The organism is Vibrio sp. MMG023, from assembly GCF_021654215.1.
Classification (GTDB): domain Bacteria; phylum Pseudomonadota; class Gammaproteobacteria; order Enterobacterales; family Vibrionaceae; genus Vibrio; species Vibrio jasicida.
Genome location: NZ_JAKFZP010000001.1, coordinates 1,118,087 through 1,137,426, shown reverse-complemented (window position 1 = coordinate 1,137,426; position 19,340 = coordinate 1,118,087). Strand labels below are relative to the sequence as shown.

At 45.2% G+C, this 19,340-nt stretch carries 22 protein-coding genes; 19 read left to right on the top strand and 3 right to left on the bottom strand.

Translation table 11 applies throughout. The features are described from left to right. Positions 1-233 precede the first annotated feature (233 nt). Positions 234-590 carry a YibL family ribosome-associated protein gene (locus L1076_RS04975; protein ID WP_039976094.1) on the bottom strand — a complete coding sequence of 119 codons (357 nt, stop codon included), beginning with the start codon at positions 588-590 and terminating at the stop codon, positions 234-236. A gap of 85 nt (positions 591-675) precedes the next feature. Further along, complete coding sequence (locus L1076_RS04970; protein WP_237303265.1) at positions 676-1,671, bottom strand: 2-hydroxyacid dehydrogenase; 996 nt, start codon at positions 1,669-1,671, stop codon at positions 676-678. A 176-nt stretch (positions 1,672-1,847) separates the two neighbouring features. Between L1076_RS04970 and L1076_RS04965 the strand changes: the two genes are divergently transcribed. Beyond that, positions 1,848-2,330, top strand: a complete 483-nt coding sequence (locus L1076_RS04965; protein ID WP_038868568.1) for a L,D-transpeptidase family protein — start codon at positions 1,848-1,850, stop codon at positions 2,328-2,330. Between the two features lie 29 nt (positions 2,331-2,359). Here L1076_RS04965 and L1076_RS04960 read toward each other — a convergent pair whose 3' ends face one another. After that, on the bottom strand, positions 2,360-3,067 hold the full coding sequence (locus L1076_RS04960) for a glycerophosphodiester phosphodiesterase family protein (protein ID WP_237303264.1): 708 nt from the start codon (positions 3,065-3,067) through the stop codon (positions 2,360-2,362). A gap of 286 nt (positions 3,068-3,353) precedes the next feature. Here L1076_RS04960 and L1076_RS04955 point away from each other — a divergent pair, with 286 nt between their 5' ends. From L1076_RS04955 to L1076_RS04870, 18 genes are all read left to right on the top strand, one after another. Beyond that, positions 3,354-4,019, top strand: coding sequence for a response regulator transcription factor (locus L1076_RS04955; RefSeq protein WP_038868505.1), 666 nt, complete (start codon positions 3,354-3,356; stop codon positions 4,017-4,019). Continuing rightward, the gene (locus tag L1076_RS04950) at positions 4,019-5,392 is read left to right on the top strand and encodes a sensor histidine kinase (RefSeq protein ID WP_042606136.1); all 1,374 of its coding nucleotides are present in this window, start codon (positions 4,019-4,021) and stop codon (positions 5,390-5,392) included. Before L1076_RS04955 ends, L1076_RS04950 begins: the two co-directional genes overlap by 1 nt. Before the next feature lie 206 nt (positions 5,393-5,598). Continuing rightward, positions 5,599-7,689, top strand: a complete 2,091-nt coding sequence (locus tag L1076_RS04945) for a TonB-dependent siderophore receptor (RefSeq protein ID WP_237303280.1) — start codon at positions 5,599-5,601, stop codon at positions 7,687-7,689. A gap of 75 nt (positions 7,690-7,764) precedes the next feature. After that, positions 7,765-8,532: a DUF3450 domain-containing protein gene (locus L1076_RS04940; protein ID WP_038868508.1), complete on the top strand. Its 768-nt coding sequence runs from the start codon at positions 7,765-7,767 to the stop codon at positions 8,530-8,532. Continuing rightward, entirely contained in the window at positions 8,533-9,900 is a 1,368-nt protein-coding gene (locus L1076_RS04935; protein ID WP_237303263.1) for a MotA/TolQ/ExbB proton channel family protein, read from the top strand. After that, on the top strand, positions 9,900-10,454 hold the full coding sequence (locus tag L1076_RS04930; RefSeq protein ID WP_038896582.1) for a MotA/TolQ/ExbB proton channel family protein: 555 nt from the start codon (positions 9,900-9,902) through the stop codon (positions 10,452-10,454). The genes L1076_RS04935 and L1076_RS04930 overlap by 1 nt, the downstream gene beginning before the upstream one ends. Beyond that, positions 10,451-10,855: a biopolymer transporter ExbD gene (locus L1076_RS04925; protein ID WP_005438299.1), complete on the top strand. Its 405-nt coding sequence runs from the start codon at positions 10,451-10,453 to the stop codon at positions 10,853-10,855. Before L1076_RS04930 ends, L1076_RS04925 begins: the two co-directional genes overlap by 4 nt. Continuing rightward, positions 10,855-11,475, top strand: a complete 621-nt coding sequence (locus L1076_RS04920; protein WP_005438297.1) for an energy transducer TonB — start codon at positions 10,855-10,857, stop codon at positions 11,473-11,475. The genes L1076_RS04925 and L1076_RS04920 overlap by 1 nt, the downstream gene beginning before the upstream one ends. Further along, positions 11,472-12,644 carry a hypothetical protein gene (locus L1076_RS04915; protein WP_237303262.1) on the top strand — a complete coding sequence of 391 codons (1,173 nt, stop codon included), beginning with the start codon at positions 11,472-11,474 and terminating at the stop codon, positions 12,642-12,644. Before L1076_RS04920 ends, L1076_RS04915 begins: the two co-directional genes overlap by 4 nt. A 172-nt stretch (positions 12,645-12,816) precedes the next feature. After that, positions 12,817-13,674: a CPBP family intramembrane glutamic endopeptidase gene (locus L1076_RS04910; RefSeq protein ID WP_237303261.1), complete on the top strand. Its 858-nt coding sequence runs from the start codon at positions 12,817-12,819 to the stop codon at positions 13,672-13,674. A 137-nt stretch (positions 13,675-13,811) separates the two neighbouring features. After that, entirely contained in the window at positions 13,812-14,441 is a 630-nt protein-coding gene (locus tag L1076_RS04905; RefSeq protein WP_237303260.1) for a PepSY-associated TM helix domain-containing protein, read from the top strand. A gap of 23 nt (positions 14,442-14,464) precedes the next feature. Further along, positions 14,465-15,004, top strand: coding sequence for a DUF2271 domain-containing protein (locus L1076_RS04900; protein ID WP_038868515.1), 540 nt, complete (start codon positions 14,465-14,467; stop codon positions 15,002-15,004). A gap of 16 nt (positions 15,005-15,020) precedes the next feature. Then, entirely contained in the window at positions 15,021-15,851 is an 831-nt protein-coding gene (locus L1076_RS04895) for a DUF4198 domain-containing protein (protein ID WP_054755052.1), read from the top strand. A gap of 44 nt (positions 15,852-15,895) precedes the next feature. Then, the gene (locus L1076_RS04890) at positions 15,896-16,216 is read left to right on the top strand and encodes a hypothetical protein (RefSeq protein ID WP_005438283.1); all 321 of its coding nucleotides are present in this window, start codon (positions 15,896-15,898) and stop codon (positions 16,214-16,216) included. Next, positions 16,213-16,767 (top strand): hypothetical protein, encoded by a 555-nt coding sequence (locus L1076_RS04885; RefSeq protein WP_237303259.1) that lies wholly within the window; start codon positions 16,213-16,215, stop codon positions 16,765-16,767. Before L1076_RS04890 ends, L1076_RS04885 begins: the two co-directional genes overlap by 4 nt. A 23-nt stretch (positions 16,768-16,790) precedes the next feature. Continuing rightward, positions 16,791-17,717: a zinc ABC transporter substrate-binding protein gene (locus tag L1076_RS04880; protein WP_237303258.1), complete on the top strand. Its 927-nt coding sequence runs from the start codon at positions 16,791-16,793 to the stop codon at positions 17,715-17,717. Continuing rightward, the gene (locus L1076_RS04875) at positions 17,717-18,451 is read left to right on the top strand and encodes a metal ABC transporter ATP-binding protein (RefSeq protein WP_104034125.1); all 735 of its coding nucleotides are present in this window, start codon (positions 17,717-17,719) and stop codon (positions 18,449-18,451) included. Before L1076_RS04880 ends, L1076_RS04875 begins: the two co-directional genes overlap by 1 nt. Further along, positions 18,451-19,326 (top strand): metal ABC transporter permease, encoded by an 876-nt coding sequence (locus tag L1076_RS04870; protein ID WP_005432612.1) that lies wholly within the window; start codon positions 18,451-18,453, stop codon positions 19,324-19,326. Before L1076_RS04875 ends, L1076_RS04870 begins: the two co-directional genes overlap by 1 nt. Positions 19,327-19,340 lie beyond the last annotated feature (14 nt).

The following is a 19,340-nucleotide window of genomic DNA, read 5'->3' as shown; positions in this document are numbered from 1 at the left end:
CGTTTGAGAATTAGACGGGATTTGCATTAAGTTCCAGTTAGTCACAACCCTAGGCTAGGCATTCCAGAACTAGGCCACCACATAGAAAGCCCGCTGAAAAATCAGCGGGCTTTCGTCATTTTTAGCATTCGAAAGTGGTGGTTGCTCTAAGCTTAACTTTTTGAACTTTAGGCATAAAAAAGCCCAAGCGATCTGCTTGGGCTTTTTATATTTAACGGCTTAGATAGAGTTAGTTAAAACTCTTTTGGTGCGAAGCCCGTCATTGCATCTAGGCGAAGTTCTTTACCAACTTTAGTCAGTGGATGAACGATAACTAGACCTTTCACACGCTTCTTAAGTTTGCCGATATCCGCTTGTTCTGCTTTTGTAATTTCACGAGAGAATGGCATATCAAGCAAGCTTTTACGCTCTTTATTTAACTCGTAAGTTTGCTTGTGCTTAAGTTGGTTGAGTTTCTTTGTTAGATCTTCAACTTCATTCGTGAATTTAGTAATCATTTCGTGATCACCACGAGAACGCGCCGCATCAAGTTTACGTTGGCAAGTATCTAAACGGTTGTGCAGCTTTTGAATGTCAGTTTTAATGCTCATGGTAATTAGACTCAAATTTTTTATGGTCGAGGAGTATAGCATAGCTGAAATTCAACGCTCTACTATACTGCTCGATATCCCCACTTTACTTGATCAATTCATTGCCTGAAGCCTGTTCTGAAAAGAACGCTTCGACGTTATTTAGCGTAACAGAAGCGATGTTGTTTAGAGCCTCATGGGTCAAGAAGGCCTGATGCCCAGTAAATAGCACATTGTGGCAAGCTGATAAGCGGCGGAATACGTCATCCACGATGACATCGTTCGATTTATCTTGGAAGAACAGGTCTTTTTCGTTGTCATAAACATCTAAGCCGAGCGCGCCAATTTTGCCTTGTTTAAGAGCTTCAATGGCAGCTACAGAATCAAGTAACTCACCACGACTGGTATTGATGATCATGACACCGTCTTTCATTTGAACGAAGGCTTTTTCATTCAATAGGTGGTAGTTTTCTTCACTCATTGGACAGTGCAGAGAAATGACGTCAGCGTTAGCATAGATATCTTCAAGAGAGCAGTAACGCGCGCCCATCTCCAACGCAAGAGGGTTTTCATATGGGTCGTAACATAAGACTTCCATCCCCAACCCTTTAAAGATGCGCATGGTGGCGATACCTATCTTACCTGTCCCTACGACACCAACAGTCTTGCTATAAAAGTTAAAGCCGACTAGACCTTCTAGGTTGAAGTTTGCGTCACGGGTACGCTGGTAAGCTTTATGCAAGCGTCGATTCAGGCACATCATCATACCGACAGTGTGCTCCGCCACGGCTTCTGGTGAATAAGCAGGAACGCGGACAACTTGTAGGCCAAGTTCTTTCGCCGCTTCCAAATCAACCTTGTCGAAACCTGCACAACGCATCGCGATCAGTTTCGTGCCGCCAATGGAAAGTTGTTTTAGAACTGGAGCAGACAGGTCATCGTTTACGAAGGCGCAAACAACCTCGCAACCCTGTGCCATTTTTGCAGTTTTAGACGTTAATCTAAAATCATGATAGTGAAATTCGAAGTCCCGGTTGTTTTTGATTTTGTTGAAAGAGGCTTCGTCATAGGATTTTGCACTGAAAAAAGCAATGTTGAGCATAATACCCTCTCTATTTGTGCTGAATTTGTAAAGTAATATCCTTATAAAGTAAGCCAATTTTAGTGTAATGAGTAGTTAAATTTGCACACATTAAGTTTGCTTTAGTGTGACCATCTGACTAGCATGGTTGCTCTTTTTCGTGTTCCCCTTAAGTGGATGAGTTAGGCGTTCTGGCGATGTCAGTAAAATGGTTGTCTTTGATCTTGTGTTGTACGTTTATGTCCGGTGCTCACGCAGCGGTCGATTTGGTAAAAGTTGATAAGTCGAAGCGTAGGATGTACCTGATGGAGAATGGCGAGGTCGTTAAAGAGTATCGCATCGCATTGGGTGCTAATCCAAAAGGACACAAGCAAGAAGAGGGTGACAATAGAACTCCAGAAGGTGATTACACGTTAGATTACGTGATCAACGATTCTGCTTTCTACCGTTCTGTGCATATCAGTTATCCTGATGCGATTGATCGTTTGGAAGCGCATCGTCGCGGTGTCGCACCTGGAGGGGCAATTAAAATTCACGGTCTTAAAAATGGTGAGACTCAATCACCTCAATTTATTCAAAGCTTCGATTGGACTAACGGTTGCATTGCCATTACTAACGAAGAAATGGACGAATTTATCAAGCTAGTCAAAATGGGAACCCCAATTACTATTGAATGGTAATGGAGTTCCTAATATCGACATCTCAGCTACTACATAAAACGACTTGGATGGTCACTAAAGATGCCATCCAACATTGGCAGATGTTTTAGTTTTTTGGGATTGTTCACTGTGTAACACATCACCTTGTAGCCTGCTTTTTGTAGCTTATTGATTTGGCGTGAGCGAACCCAGTTAATATTGAGGTTACAGCTGTAGGCATCTACTTCTTCGAGCAATAATCGGTCTTTTCGACTAAAGAATTCACTTAGCACACCTAGTCTATAACCCTCACAATGCTTGTGCAGTGCTCTCATTACGTCATGACTGAAGCTTGATAAAAGGATGCGTTCTTTTGGTAAAGGACCGTCTAGAAGAGTTTTAGCCGCCATTTGAGCAACGTCATTGGCAGAGTGATGATCTACTTTCACCTCGATGTTAAGATTTAGGTCATTTTCTGCAGCAAGCTCTAGGAGCTCAGATAGTGTCATGATGGATTCATTGGCGAATTCATCGTCGAACCAACGACCAAAATCTAACGCTTTGAGCTCAGATAATGTCATTTGGTCAACTCGACCTTTACCGTTACTACAGCGGTTCACGGTATGATCATGGCAAACTACCAGTACATTGTCTTTGGTCGGTTGTACGTCGACTTCAACCCAATTTAACCCTAAATCGATCGCAGCTTGAACGCTGACTTTCGTATTTTCGGGGAACTTACCTGCCACACCTCGGTGGCCAATCAATAGCGTTGTCATATACGTCTATGCTCAATAAGAAATTGCACAGGATTGTACTCTTTTTTATGGAAAATAGAGTGCGAGTTTTGTTTCTTGTGGTATCCAATAATTATCGATGCATATTAAAGAAAGGTATTTCATCTATAAACAGCGGCGATGAGAACATAACTAATTGGTTTGTTTAGCCCTTTTTGATAAGGGCTTTTTTGTATTTTTTATGTTCAAAAACCCTAAAAACTATAGTTGTTTAATCTGCAAATGAGTAATAGAATGCGAACCATTTTTATTTAACTGGTGGTGGATGATGTCACGAATTTTGGTCGTAGATGACGATGTTCCGTTGTGTGAACTATTGGAAGCCGTGTTACAAGAAGAAGGGTATACGGTCTCGTCAGTTCACTGTGGTGAAAGCGCGTTACAGTACATGGAAAAAACGCCTGTTGACCTCGTCTTACTCGATGTGATGTTACCTAACCTCAGTGGTATGCAGGTGGCTCGCCGTATTTGCCAACGATTCGCTACCCCTATACTGATGTTGACAGCATTAAACGATGAGAACTCGATGCTTGATGGCTACCAAGCTGGCGCTGACCAATACATCGGTAAGCCATTCAACGTCCCCGAACTGCTTATGCGTATTAAGGCGATTCTTCGTCGTGTTGGCTTAGAGCGTCAACGACAGGCTATGTGTTGTACTGTACAGAGCATGAGTGATCATCTCAACAGCCTTCCTTTGACTGGTACAGAGGCTGAACTATTGTGCTATCTAGTAAAAAACCAAGGCGTGGTAATCTCTAAGGCGGAACTGCAGACCAAAGTTCTAAAGAAAGAGTTGAGTCCTTTTGACCGTAACCTCGATATGCATATCAGTAATATTCGTCGCAAGTTAGTTGAAGCTGGCTTGTCGAAGCAACATATCAAGACTTTTCGAGGTAAAGGCTATAGCTATTTAGAGGCTGTGACGGGTTAATGAAGTTTGTTTGTCCATCCTATTTCGCGAAACGTCGAGATAGTCTCGCTTTTCAGCTTTTTAGCTACATGACGGCTATCGTCATTAGCATCTTGGCCGTTCAAGCGGTTGCCGAACAAGCCCTAGTCAAAGCCATGCTAAAGGTACCTGCTAGTGTAAAGACTGAAATGTTGGACTTAGCGCATCAAGCTAACGTGTTGATCGAAGAAGGTGACATGGACGAGCTGGCCGATTGGGCAAATGCACAGCACTTTTACTTGTTTGTACTCGACGAAAATCAGCGCCCTCTTACACACCGTTTGATGCACCCTCACTTTGAATTCAAGTTGAAATTTAAGCGACGTTTGGACGAACAACTGGAAGGCCGAGTAAGTCGTCCGATATTCAATATTCCTCTTGTCGGAAACAACAGCCTAGTGATTCAGTTGCCTCATCGTTTGCACCCGGCTCATGATTTCATCCTTTATTTCTCTGTATTAAAGGTTGTGATTGCGGCGGTCATCTTGGCGCTGTTCTCTTTGTTAATGGCACGGAATTTACAACAACCATTGGACCGCTTAAGAGAAGCCAGTAAAAAGCTATCGAATGGTGACTTTAACGTCAGTGTGGTGGATGAGCTTAAGTCGAACACCCGCGAATTCAACGAATTAGCGCAAGACTTCGACCACATGACAAAAGAGATTCATTCTCTTGCTGAAAAGCAGCGTCGCTTGATTCGTGATGTTTCCCATGAGTTACGTACACCATTAGCGCGCCAAAATTTAGTGTTACACCTATTGCGCAAGCGAGTAGGGGAAAATGAACAAACCTTAGTGACGCGTATGGAAGAAGAGGCCAATGAACTGAATCATCTTATTGGTGAAATCTTGGAATTCAGCCGTTTAGAGAATGCTCGCTACGATACGGAATTAAAACGCAGCGATTTAGAAGTGCTACTGGCGCCTCAAGTCGAGCGCTGCAAAATCGATTTGCAAATACAGCAAAACCTTACGTTTGTTTCTGAGGCGACAAGAACAAAAGCGCAATGTGACGATACGCTCGTCGTGCGTTGTTTGAACAATTTGATTGGCAATGCCATTAAGTATGCTGGTAAGTCAGCCCAGATTGATGTTTCTCTGGCGAACAAAACAACGGACAAGCACAGCTACTTAGCCGTGACGATAGCCGACAATGGACCTGGCATTCCACAAGATAAACTGACAGATATCTTTGACCCGTTCACACGATTAGATGCTTCCCGAGACAAAAAGTTAGGTGGTTACGGTCTGGGGTTGGCCATTGTAAAAGAATCCATGCGAATGATGGGTGGGAAAGCCGTTGCAAGCAATCGTTCAGAAGGCGGGCTTGCAGTGACATTACTTTTTAGACAGTAAAATTCATGTCAAAAGTGCAGATTTAATGTGATCTATATCTCGATTGTTGGCGAGTATGACCCTTTACCGCTTTACAAAACTTTATGAATGCAAAGAATGTAAATTTAATGCAAATAGTAATAGTTATCACTTATATTCACTCGCGAAATAACTAAGAGGGAACCACATAGCAGTTATGTGCTACCCAATAATCGGAGTGAATGGGTATGTTTTCTAAGAGCCAATTGGCATTAGTGATCGGTGCGGTGTTAGCAGCACCTGCAGTGGCAGAAGTTCAAAATACGGATGAGCACCTAGTCGTAGAAGGTCGCGAATTCGGTTACAAAGCGGATACGAATACAACAGCAATGCGCATGGAAATGACGCAACTGGAAACTCCAGGACAAGTTGCTGTGATTGATGAAGCGGTAATCGATGAGCAGCGTGCAAGCACGTTAGGTGAAGTTCTACAAAATGACGCAAGTGTTAGTGCGGGCGGTACAAGCCGTAACCGCGAACGTTTCTCGCTACGTGGTTTTGAACTGAGCAGTTCAGACGGCTTCCTACGTGATGGTCGTCAGCATTGGTCACACTACCGTCAACCAATTGAGCTTTTAGAGCGTGTTGAAGTTCTTAAAGGTCCATCAGGTCTACTTTACGGTAAGTCAGAACCAGGTGGTCTTGTGAACATGGTTTCTAAGAAGCCAACAACAGAAACGCAAGCAAGCTTAAGCCAAGATATCGGCTCAAATGATCATTCACGAACTGTACTTGATGTCAGTGGTGCGCTGAATGATGCTGAAACATTACGTGCGCGTGCGATTCTTGCAAAAGAAAGCTACGGCTCATGGCGTAAATACGGTGATGGTACAGAGCCACAAACTGACCGCGTAGTAGGTGGTTTGGTGGTGGAATATGACATCACAGAAAACGTCATGGTTTCAGCACACTATGACCGTACGAAAGATGACGGCGGCGTTGATTCTGGTGCTTACATCGTTGATGGCAAAGCCGTTCGTGGTGACAAGTACATCTGGGATGCACAGTGGTCAGAGATTGACAACGATGTTGAAAACTATGGTATCGACATCAATGCTCAAGTGACAGACAACGTGAATGTTAAAGCGGGTTACAACCGTCAAGACTTTAAACGTTTCGATGTAGAGTCTTACCCTAAATTCGATATGTACGAAGAAAACGGTACGATCAAGCACAAGGGTAACGAGCGTTCTGATCACTGGGTATTTGATACTGCTTATGTAGATGTGACGACTGACTTTTCTCTGTTTGGTACAGATAACACTTTCTTAGTCGGTGCAAACTACTTGGATTACAGCTACGACCGTTTTATGGCTTTCCATGATGGCGAGTATGTACCAGCTGGTGAGACGGTTGTGAAGCCAGAGCCAACAAGCTCAAAGAGATGGCCAACAAGCGAATATGATACTTGGGGTATCTACGCACAAAACATGATGACGATTAACGATTACTGGCAAGTACTTGCGGGTGTTCGTTACGATGAAAAACGCAGCGATGAGCTGACAGAAAGTCAGGTGTCACCAAAACTAGGTGTGATTTTCCACCCTGCAAGCAATGGTTCTATTTACGTTCAGTACTCTGAAAGCTTTATGCCTCAAGGTACGGTAAATGGCACAGATTACACCAACGATGGTGAAGAGCTTGATGCAGAACGCGGGATCTCTTATGAGATGGGTACTAAATGGGAGCTGTTTGACGAGCGTCTATTGGTCTCTGGTGCTGTGTTCGATATCACGCTAGAAAACATTGCGCTTGATGTTGAAAATGGCGTTAACGTTGGCGGTGACGTTATGTATAAGAAGACTCAAGATGGTGAGCAAGTACACCGCGGTGCAGAAATCCTAGCTCAAGGTTTTGTTACTGAAGAACTTTCGCTAACGGCTTCTGCAATGTACTTAGACGCAGAAATCACAGAAAGTGCGGATTACAAAGGCAACCGTCCAGCGGACGTTCCTGAGTTTTCAGCAAGTGTTTGGTCGAGCTACAAAGTTCAGAACAACACAGATGTGAACCTAGGTCTGATTTATGAAGGTGAGCGCTACGGTGACGCAGCGAACACATTTAAGAAAGATGGGTATGCACGTATTGATATGGGCGTTGCGTACACTCACAAGTATGATGAGAACTTAGATATTGTGGCTCGATTCAATGTAGAAAACTTGTTTGATACTGACTACCTAGCAGGTGGGGGTAGCACCAACAGTAAACAAGAAGGAGCTAGCGGTGTAGTGATAGGCGAGGGCCGAAACTACATGGCGACAATTCAGTTCAAGTACTGATAACAAACTGATTTTTAAAGGGGAAGAGTTGTCTTCCCCTTTAGTCGTTTTTGGAAAACAGAAAATATAACTCGTATGAATCTAATGAAATCAAGTATCGCTCTGTTGATCACATCGGTTTTGATTCCCGTTCAAGCGGAAAATCTTAACGATGCTCAAGCTGTGCAGAGTAAAACTAACCAAGCGTCTGCGGTAAGCCAGAAGCGTATCGATGCAAGTGCCGAGAAGTCTCTGTCACTAGAAGCTGAAATTGAACAGTTGAATGAAGAAGTCAGCAACTTGACGATTTATCGCGACCACCTTTCAAACCTTGTTGATAGCCAAAACGAGGAAGTGGCAAGTTTGAATGAGCAAATTGAACAAATCGCTCAAACTCGTCAAGGTGTGGTCCCGCTTATGTATCACATGCTGGATGGTCTAAAGACTATCGTTGCGAATGATAAGCCGATCCGCAAAGCGCAGCGTGAGGAGCGTATTGCTAAGCTTGATGCCATGATGACTCGAGCAGATGTCGCGGATGCTGAGAAGTTCCGTCGTATTCTAGAAGCGTACCAAATCGAAATGGACTACGGCACTAAGATTGGTATCTACCAAGGCAAGATTACATTGGAAGGTAACGACCAAGTTGAGGCTGATATTCTTTACTTAGGTCGCGTGTCGCTAGTTGCGCGTAGCCTATCTGGTGAACACTTCTGGAGCTGGTCACAACCACAGAACGCATGGCAGTCCGTTGGTTCAGAACAAAAATCTGAACTCGATAAAGCGTTTGCCATGGCAAATAAACAGATCGCACCAAGCATGCTAACTCTGCCAGTGTCTCTAAACGTAGCGGAGGGCAAATAAATGATGAAGAAATGGCTATCGGTTGCATTGATTTCTACTGCTGCGCTTTTACCGCATACGACGTTTGCAAGTGACACTCTGCTGCAAAAAGCACAACAAGAAAATCGCCAACAGCAATCCCATAACGTGGCTCGTGAATCTGGTTTTAACAAGACTCAGCAAGAGCTACAGGCAATGAAGAATAAGCTTGTAGCAGAACGTGCGGCGCTACAAGCAGAAGCTGACACGCTTGGTGTTACTTTTAGTGAAAACGAAGCTGAACTGGCGCAACTAGAAGAAAAACTACGTTTAGAAACAGGTAGCTTGGGTGAGTTGTTTGGTGTTGTTCGTCAAAATGCAAAAGAGCTGGAAGCAGAACTTAAGCACTCAGTCACTGGTGTAGATGCGAACACTTTCCAACAAAACATCGATAATATCGTTGCCGCGAAATCCCTGCCTACTTTGCCTCAGCTTCAAGCGATGTGGCGCAGTATGGAAGAACAAGTAAAAGCAAGTGGTGAAATGGCGAAAGTGTCATTCACTCTGCTTGATGGTGAAGGTCGTGAACAAACGGTCAACGGTGTTCGCCTTGGCTCAATGGCGCTGTTGGATGACGCTGGTTACGTTAAGTGGAACGGCCAACGCGGCGATGCAGTGAGCTACCTTCGCCAACCAGAAAATGGACCAACAGCAAGCTCGCTGAACTCGGGTGAAATCGATTCTTTAGTGATTGACCCATCACGCGGCATCTTGCTTGAGCAATTGGCAAATTCTCCGACAGTGGCGGATCGCCTGAATGCAGGTGGTGTCGTAGGTCAGATCATTCTTGGCTTGTTAGCGGTTGGTTTGATCATCGCGTTGGTTCGTGGTGTGTCATTGATGATTGCTCGTCAAAAAATCGCTAAACAGTTAAAGAACCCAACTCAACCAGAGGATAACCCGCTTGGTCGTATTCTTGCTGTGTACCAAAAAGACAAACATCGTAGCGTTGAAGCATTAGAACTTCGCTTATTAGAAGCGGTAGTTGACGAGCAGACTCACCTTGAGAAGGGGTTGTCGATGCTGAAACTGCTTGCTGCTCTAGCACCGATGCTTGGTCTATTAGGTACGGTAACAGGCATGATCGAAACGTTCCAAGTGATCACTCAGTTTGGTAATGGCGATCCAAAAGTCATGGCAGGTGGTATCTCTATGGCGCTAGTTACAACTGTTCTTGGTCTTGTTGCGGCAATGCCATTGCTTCTTGCTCATAACGTCTTGAGCTCTCAAGCAGAGAACATTCGCAATATTCTTGAAAAGCAAGGCATTGGTCTTGTTGCGGAACAAGCTGAGCGCGATATGCCAAAAGGCAAAAACAACCCTAACACGACAGCGGAGAACGCAGCGTAATGGAGCAGATCCTACTCAACACATTGGGTTTGATCAGCGAGGATTGGGCCTCAACCTTGATGAGCTTTATGCAGCAAGGTGGCCAAATCCTATGGTGGCTAGCAGCCGTTGTTGCGGTATGTTGGTTACTGGTTATGGAGCGTGTTCTTTACCTGACAATGGAGTTTCCGAAGGTGAAGAAACAGCTTTGTGAGCAGTGGCTAGCAAGACCTGACCACCACTCTTGGTACGCGCATCAAATCCGCGAAGGATGGATTGCAAAAGCACACATTGAACTGCGCCAAAACCTATCAACCATCAAAGTACTCGTGGCGATTTGCCCGATGTTAGGTTTGCTAGGTACGGTGACTGGCATGATCACGGTTTTTGATGTGATGGCCACACAAGGCAGTAGCAATCCAAAATTGATGGCTTCAGGCATTTCACTTGCAACACTGCCAACCATGGCAGGTATGGTTGCGGCACTTGCAGGCATGTTTGTTCATGCGCGTTTGAGCAAAGTGTGTGAGCGTAAAGCCCTCCAGTTAGAACAATCTTTAAGGAGTCAGAAGTGAGACTCGGACGTAGAAATAATCAACAAGATGAAGCCCAGATCGATTTAACATCGATGTTGGATATCGTGTTCATCATGCTGATCTTCTTCATCGTGACCAGCTCATTTGTACGTGAGTCAGGTGTAGAAGTTAACCGACCACAAGCATCGAATGTGGTTAGCCAAAAAGACGCAGGCATTTTTATTGCGGTGACAGCAGCGAACGATGTGTACATCGATAAACGTTTGGTGGATATCGAACGTGTAGAAGCGACCATTGAGCACTTGTTACTTGAGCAACCGGAGGCATCACTTGTCATTCAAGCGGATGAACATGCATACAACGGAACGGTGGTGAAGGTGATGGATGCGGCGAAAGGTGCTGGCGTGAAGAACATCGCATTGGCAGCGGAGAAACCTTAATGGGCAGGCTACTACTCGCGCTACCAGCGTCAATTTTGATTGCGGTGAGCTTGTTTAGCTTTATGGCGTGGATGGTCGATAAAGGCAATCAACGCGCACCTCAACCGTCAGAGGCGGTGCGCTTTGACATGGTGATGGTCGAGAATGATGCTGATGTTCAACGTCGTCAACGTTCTGTTCCTGAACAGCCAGAACCACCAAAAGCACCAGAACCGATGGATTTGTCTCAAGCGGAAACCCAAGTAGAACCGATGAGCCAAGTGACACCAATCAGCGCATTGGGTTTGAACACGGCTCTGGATGGCATTGCGATCAGTGCACCTAACTTAAAAGGCACCATGGGCAACCAGCAAGCATTGCCTCTGTACCGCGTTGATCCTCGTTATCCAAGCAAAGCACTGAAACGTAAAATGGAAGGTTACGTAGTGATGCGTTTTACCATTGACGCGACAGGCCGCCCTAAAGACATTGAAGTGATTGACGCTAAGCCAAAACGTATCTTCGAAAAAGAAGCGATTCGAGCGCTGAAGAAATGGAAATATCAACCGAAAGTTGAAGATGGTGTCTCAATTGAGCAGTTCGGACAAACCGCTAAAGTGGAGTTCAAGTTAGCCAAATGATGAAGCAATTCTTAATCGGTGCGGTATTAAGCCTAAGTGCTTTTACCACCGTCGCGAATGAACTGAGTCAATACACGGCGACTCGTGTTCAACGCGCTCATAACCTAGCGCAAGAAGAAAAGCTGCAAGAAGCCATTTCAACTCTTGAAGGCCTTGATTTATCTCGTGGTTACGATCAAGCGTTTGTGGCGCGAATGCTGGGTATTTTCTACTGGCAGAATGAGCAAGTTAAGTCTGCAATTAAACAGCTAGAGATTGCGGTAAACAGTGGTCTTCTGGAAGATGAGCAAGCTTGGCAAACGCGCAAAATGTTGGCTGATATGTTGCTCAATGAACAACAGTTCTCTAAAGCTTTGCCACATTATTACGACTTGAGTAAGTCCGTTTCTGAGAGCCAAAAGGCGCATGAAATTTGGCTGCGTATTGCACAGTCTCATTACCAGTTAAGTCAGTGGAATAAAGTTCTCTCTGCAATGGCTCGTTATGAGAAATATGGCCAGCCAGACGAAATGGCACCACTGTCCATCAAGCTATCTGCAGAGCTAGAGCTGAAAAAGTGGCAGCCTGCGATTGGCACGATCAAACGTTTGATTGCGATCGAGCCTGAGCGTGTGGAATGGTGGCGTCAGCTTGTTGCTCTGTATCTACGTGTGGATGATGATAAGCGTGCTCTTGATGCTTTGGCTCTTGCGAAGCTGAAAGGCGTAGAGTTGAACCAAGATGACCTCAAACTTCTTGCTCAGCTGTATGGCAAGCGCGGTATTCCAGAGCGTGCGGCAAAAGTGCTGGGTGAGTTAAATGAAGTTAACTCAGATAGCAAACTTAAAGCGCAGCAAGCTACGTACTGGCAAATGGCGAAAGAATGGGATAAGTCGATAGCGAGTTGGCGCGTAGCCGCGAAGCTAGATCGCCAATACTATTGGAACTTGTCTCAATTGCTTGTCCAAGAAGGGCACTACAAAGATGCTCTGATTGCATTGGATAAAGTCTCGGGTCGCAAAGCGGATGTGGCATTGGTTAAGACTCGTGCCTACTACAAGCTAAAACGCATTGAAGACGCTCTTGCCAACGCAAAACGCGCCAATGAGATTGAGCCCTCAACTCAAGCTGAGAGTTGGGTGAAATACCTATCTCAGTTGCGTAAAGTGAAAGCGAGCCAGAACAGCTAAGTCCATGTGATAATAGAACATGCATCAACGATCGAAAGACCCGGGTTATATCTCGGGTCTTTTTGTTTGTAAATATTGAGTCTGGTTCGATCTCTTTTTAAATATCATAACGTTATATTACCGTTATCTAGCGATAAGACTGGAACGTCAGCTTTTTTATAAGGATAATACAATGATTCTCGATTCTGACATCTGGCTATGGTGCCCGTTAATTTTGGCGATAGCAGCGGCTTTTCTCCGCCATACTGGAGTCGCACTCGTATTGCTTGGCATCACCTTGTTTGGCGGCTTTATTCTTGGCCGTATTGAGCTTATTGCCTTGGTCAGCTCTTTGTTTGTGCTTGTCGTGTCATACCGAATTCCCAGTCTCGCTTCAAGGCTAAAAGCGCAGCCAAAAACGAAACCCATTTTCTATTTGGGGTGGGGAATCGTGATTGTTTGGTGTGTCTTGTTGTTTGTCCATCTGATCCCGGGATTCAATAATCTGCAAGTGCTCGACAAGGTATCTGCGGGGCCGTTGAGCGCTCCGTTCTCTATGTACCTTAACTTAGACAAGCCGCTTGCCTTCTTTGCGCTCTTATTGGCTTGTCCTATTTTGTTAGGTGGTGAGTCAAAGGTAAGAGTCAAACCGGCATTGCTGGTGATGATTCCTTTGCTCTTATTGCTGCCTATTGCGTCAGTGCTTGGAGCTTTAAAGCCTGAATTGAGTTTGCCATCTTGGTGGTGGTTATTTGCTTTAAACAACTTAGTCCTGACTTGTGTGGCAGAAGAAGCGCTATTTCGTGGATTTATACAGCAGGCGTTATCCCGTCGCTTTGACTGGCGAGTTGGCTTGGTAGTTGCGAGTCTTTTGTTTGGTTTGGCTCATTTTGCTGGTGGCCCACTATTAATGGTATTTGCCGCGCTTGCAGGGGCTGGGTACGGTTTGGTCTTCCATTTTACTGGCCGTTTATGGTGCGCTGTGCTCGCTCACTTCGTGTTTAATTACTGTCACTTGGTTTTCTTTACTTATCCCATTCTCGCTCGATAACGCCCCCTCTTATTTGCTCCCGTCAGTATCGACGGGAGCAATGCTTTTTGACCAAACGTAAACAATGTAAATTAAATGCCAATACGAATGATTATCACCTAAATTGCTCCCTCATTTACTGGTGATGATTGTTTTCTATGTTGCTCAAAAGCAAAGGCGTCCAGACTTGGGCACGCCGTCTGCACGTTTATATTTCTATGGCTCTTTTATTGGTGACGCTGTTTTTTGCGGTAACTGGTATTACGTTGAACCGACCAGAATTGTTTGAGCGCAGTGAACCCATCATTCAGCAACACACACTCACAGTTCCTTCCGAGCAACTATTTGCGAATGAAGGAAGCTTCCAACCCAATCGCTCTGCCCTGTTAAGTTTCTTAACACAAGAAACAGACCTACGAGGCACACCATCAGCACTCGATGTGTATACCGAGGTTGAGGATGGTGAATTGATGATTGGTGAACTCTCTTTAGATTTCAAAGGCCCAGGCTACAACGCCACCGTTTTCGTCGATATGACGACGGGTGAAGCTGAAGTTGAAACCACCAACTACGGCATGGTTGCGCTGCTAAACGACCTACATAAAGGTCGCAACAGTGGCGATACGTGGAAATGGTTTATCGACATAACAGCCATGCTAATGGTGTTTTTTGTGCTGACCGGTGTGTGTTTGCTGCTTCCAAAGAAAAAGACTTTTAGAACATCAATGCAGTGGATGAGTTTTGGGACTGCGTTATCACTCGTTATTTATTTTTTCGCTGTGCCATAACAGCCTATTCAGAGAAAAAACCAATGTTAAACATAGGCCGAATTTTTCGCCGTCACCCGTTTAGTAAAGCCGCATTGATCGCGGCTTTATCTCCCTTGCCGCTTATGGCCGCTCCCTTTCCAGATAATGCCAAAGTCGACTTTGAGTTTGAGTTACCAAAGATTGATACCTCGATGTACGCAAGACCTTATGTCGCAGTATGGATCGAAGATGAAAAGCGTAAACCAGTCAAAACCATTCAGCTTTGGGTTGGTAAAGATGAGTGGTTGAAAGATCTTCGCAGCTGGTGGCGCAAAGTGGGTCGTTACGATCGCGAATTGGTTGATGCCGTAACGTCAGCTACTCGACCTGCAGGCCAATACCGATTCGTTTGGGATGGCACTAATGATGATGGTCAACGACTCGAGCAGGGCAATTACACCTTACATGTCGAAGTCGTGCGTGAACACGGTGGCCGTAATTACTTACGTCAAAAAATGCAGTTAGCGGACAGTGAAGTACGCTACCAAATAAAACCAACGGAAGAGACGGGTGTCATTACCGTCAATTACCAAATTAAGTGATAGAGAAGGAATAACAATGAAAACCAAGATGAAAGCGGTGGCATTAGCAAGTGTAATGGCAATGGGGCTAGCGGCCGCGACAACAGCACAAGCGCACCCTCGTTGGGTTCTCCCTTCTCACTTTACGGTATCAAAAGAAGGCGGTGATTGGCTAACGTTCGACGTGACAGCGTCTCACGGTACGTTTGTATTCGATAAGCCAGCAGGTAGCGAGCAAGCGTTCGTGATCATGCCAGATGGTCGTTCTGAGCGTCCGAACTTTGTGGTACGCGGTAAGCGCCGTTCGATGTTTGACTTCTACTTCGAAGAAGAAGGCACACACAAAGTGGCTATCAATAACCAACCTAGCTACTACACCCAGTACAAAGCAGGCCGTCGTGACACGGTTAAGTGGGCGAAAGCGAGCAAAGCAGATCGCGCAAGTGTGATTCCTGAAAAGGCACGTGATGTTGTTACCCAACTTAGTTACACACGTGCAGAAAGCTATGTAACGGTTGGTATGCCAACAGAAAAGGCGCTAGAGATTGAAGGTAAGCTGTTAGAAATGAAGCCGATTACGCACCCTTCAGACATTATTGAAGGTGAAGACGTAACATTCCAATTCTTCTTTAACGGCGAGCCTCAGCAAGGTGTCACGGCGGAAATTACGCGTGAAGGTACTCTGTATCGTAACCACCAAGAGCAAATCGATGTGGTCAGTGACAAGGATGGAAAAATCACCTTCACTCCAGATGTAGCGGGTCGCTACCTAATGAAAGCAAACTACAAAGGTGAGCTGAAAAACGATCCACTTGCAGACAAAGCAAGCATGAACGTTCACCTAACGTTTGAAACTCAACTTAACTAATCAAAATTTGGCTCAGCCCTTCGCTGAGCCAATTTGGATGCATCATGAAAAACGTTTCTATTCTCAAAACCTCAGTGTTGGTTGCTGGTTTTATCTCTTCTCAAGCGTTCGCGCACTTTCCATTGATGAGTTGCCATTTAGAGCAAGATAAAGTGATTTGCGAGGCAGGTTATTCAGACGGTTCTACCGCAGTGGACTATGACGTTGAAATGTACGATTACGACGACAACTTGATCGCCAAAGTAACGACAGATAAACGCTCCATTGCTGAGTTCACACATCCTCAAACCGATTTTTATTTGGTTTTCGATGCGGGGCATGAAAACCCAGTAGAAGTGGATATCGTTGAGTTAAAAGAGAAATGATTACCCAGAAGATCAGACCGGATAACGGCAGTCGAGAAGGTAAATGGGTTGCTCTAACCATCGCAGGTATTCTTGCTGTCTCCACGATTTTGCTGCCTCATCATCAGACAGAAACTGAACATACTGACGTGCAGTCTCATCAAGTGCTCATCACTGATCTTGAACAAGAAGAACTTGCGATGATCGCCGAGCTAAAGTTGGCACATGAAGAGATTCGAGATCTTCATCTAGGTGTTGGTGAGTGGCCTGCCGTAAGCGAATTGGAAGAGTTTTGGGTTGCCCCATTTGTGCAAGACCAAAGCTGGCAACGCAAAGGCTCTCATCAATGGCAGCTGCTAGATGCTGGTATCTACCTTGGTATAAGACAAGATGAAAAAGGGGCGGCTTCAATGCTTCTTGATAGTCGTAATGCACACGCCGACATTTGGTTTATTCAGTCTACAACAAAGGCGTCTGATTTATCTCTTGTGGAGATAAGTGAACGGCAGAAGCAAGGTTGGCAACAAATTGTTCTTGTCCCTGCTACGTCTTCAAATGCTCACGCCCATTAAGCTCAATTTTAACGATAACAACTATGATGAAACGATCTTTTCTACGTCGAATTATAACGGCTAGTGCATTGCTGGCTGTAGCTTCATCGAGCTTTGCAGCAGATAAGCTCAATATTGGTATTACGCTTCAACCTTACTACAGCTATGTAAAAGCTGTAGTCGGTGACAAAGCCGAAATTCTACCTTTGGTGGATGCTGGCTTTAATCCCCACAACTATCTACCGCAACCGAATGACTTAAAGCGCTTGAAGCAAATGGATGTGATAGTCGTCAATGGTATCGGTCACGATGATTTTGCTCTGAAAGTGATTCAAGCTGCACAACGTGACGATCTTGTGGTGATAGAGGCGAACAAAGAAGTACCACTGCTACCTGCGATGGGTCAATCAGTGGGAAAAGGCGCAGTTAACCCACATACGTTTGTTGGCTTATCTACCACGATTCAAAAGGTTTACACGATAGCGAGTGAGCTAAGCAAACTCGACCCAGACAATGCTGCGTATTACCGCAAGAATGCGCGCTCTTACGCAAAAACATTCCGCCTTTTGAAGCGTGATGCCATGTTGTCTTTAGGGCAACTTGATACAGCAGGTATGAAGGTCGCTACTACGCACAACGCTTACGGCTATATTTTGCAGGAATTCGGTGTTGACGTCGCAGCAGTTATCGAACCTGCTCATGGTGTAGAGCCAAGCGCAAGCCAGTTACAAGAAACGATAGAGAAGATTCGTCAATCTGGTATTGATGTGCTGTTTTACGAATTAAACATGCCAAACCGCTTTGTGGATACGATTGAAGAAGCTACTGGTGTACAGCTTTACCGTTTTTCTCACATGACTCATGGCGAATACGAAGCCAATAAGGTTGAAGTCGAAATGCGTGAGAACGTTGCAACTCTGATTGAAGCGATGAAGTTCGTTGCAAGCAAGCACGAACAGGAGAAAGCTTGATGTTAGGGCCTTCTATCTCTCTCGACGGGGTAAGCCTTCAATATGGCGACAACCTGATTCTACAAGACATTCAAACCCAATTTGAAGCTGGCCAATGCCACGTCATCATGGGGCCAAATGGCGGTGGTAAAACATCTTTGTTGCGTTCTGTATTGGGGCTAACGCCTTTTACTGGCGATATCTCAGTTCATTGGCCGGAACCAGCGCATACGAAAAAAGCGGGCAATATTGGTTATGTTCCACAAAAAGCCATGTTTGAAGCCAGCTTACCGCTTACGGTTATGGATTTTGTTTTACTGAATCAAACTCGTGTCCCGCTGTTTTGGCGACGTAAATCTAAGCAAACTCAACAAGCGCTTGCTCAACTAGAGCGTGTCGGTATGGCAGCTCGTTGCGATCGTCGTATGGGGCAACTCTCTGGTGGTGAGCAACAACGTGTGTTGTTTGCTCAAGCCCTTTTAGACGATCCAAGTTTGTTGGTGCTTGATGAGCCAACGACTGGCATGGATGAGCAAGGGGTTCGTTACTTAGAAGGTTTGATTCATGAAGTGGTTGCTGAAGGTAAAACCGTACTCGCAGTGCATCATGATGTGACGGCTGTACGTCGTTTGGATGCTCAGGTCCATGTCGTGAATCGTCAAATCGTGGCGTCAGGGCACCACTCAGAAGTATTGAGTCCAGAACGTATCGAGTCGCTGTTTAAGCACTACACAGCAAAAGTGGAGGCGGCGTAATGGATTGGTTAAGAGAGCTTGCTCTGCATGGTGTCGAAGCGGGTTGGTTAAGCGATAGTTTTGCTTACGCGTTTATGGTCAACGCGATAGTGGCTGCACTCATTCTTGGTCCCTTGTTAGGGGGGTTAGGCACACTAGTCATCGCGAAGCGTTTGGCGTTCTTTTCAGAGGCCGTCGGTCATGCTGCACTAACAGGTATTGCGATTGGTGTACTGCTTGGTGAGCCACCAGAAAATCCATTTATTGGATTATTTAGTTTCTGCATGATCTTCGCACTTTTGCTGCATTTCGTGCGAAATCGAACCAATGTTCCTTACGATACATTAGTTGGTGTATTTCTAGCACTGGCACTGGCCGTTGGTGCTGCCTTGCTAATGTACGTGGCACGCAAGATCAACATCCACATGCTGGAGAATGTTCTATTCGGTTCAATCCTGACGGTAACAGACAGAGACATTACGATTCTGGCCGTGAGTTGTTTGATCATTTTATTGCTTTTGATCCCGACATTTAACCGCATATTACTGACTTGCATCAGCCCGGATATCGCGCGTGTCCGTGGATTCAATACCAGCTTCTACGATTACTTGTTCGTCATGATGATCACGCTTGTGACAATTGCTGCGGTGAAGATCATTGGCGCCGTATTAGTTGGGGCATTACTGCTGATTCCTGGTGCAACAGCCCGCCTTCTTACGAAGAGAATGGGGAGCTTTGTGTTGCTCTCATCATTACTGGCGACCATCGCGTGCTTGGTTGGCACCGTCTTACCGATGGAGTTGGAACTTCCAGTTCCATCTGGTGCGTCGATCATCATTGTTTCCGCAATCTTCTTTTTAACTGCAACCATGTATCGCATTGTGCGCAAAGCTTAAATCTGGATATTCGA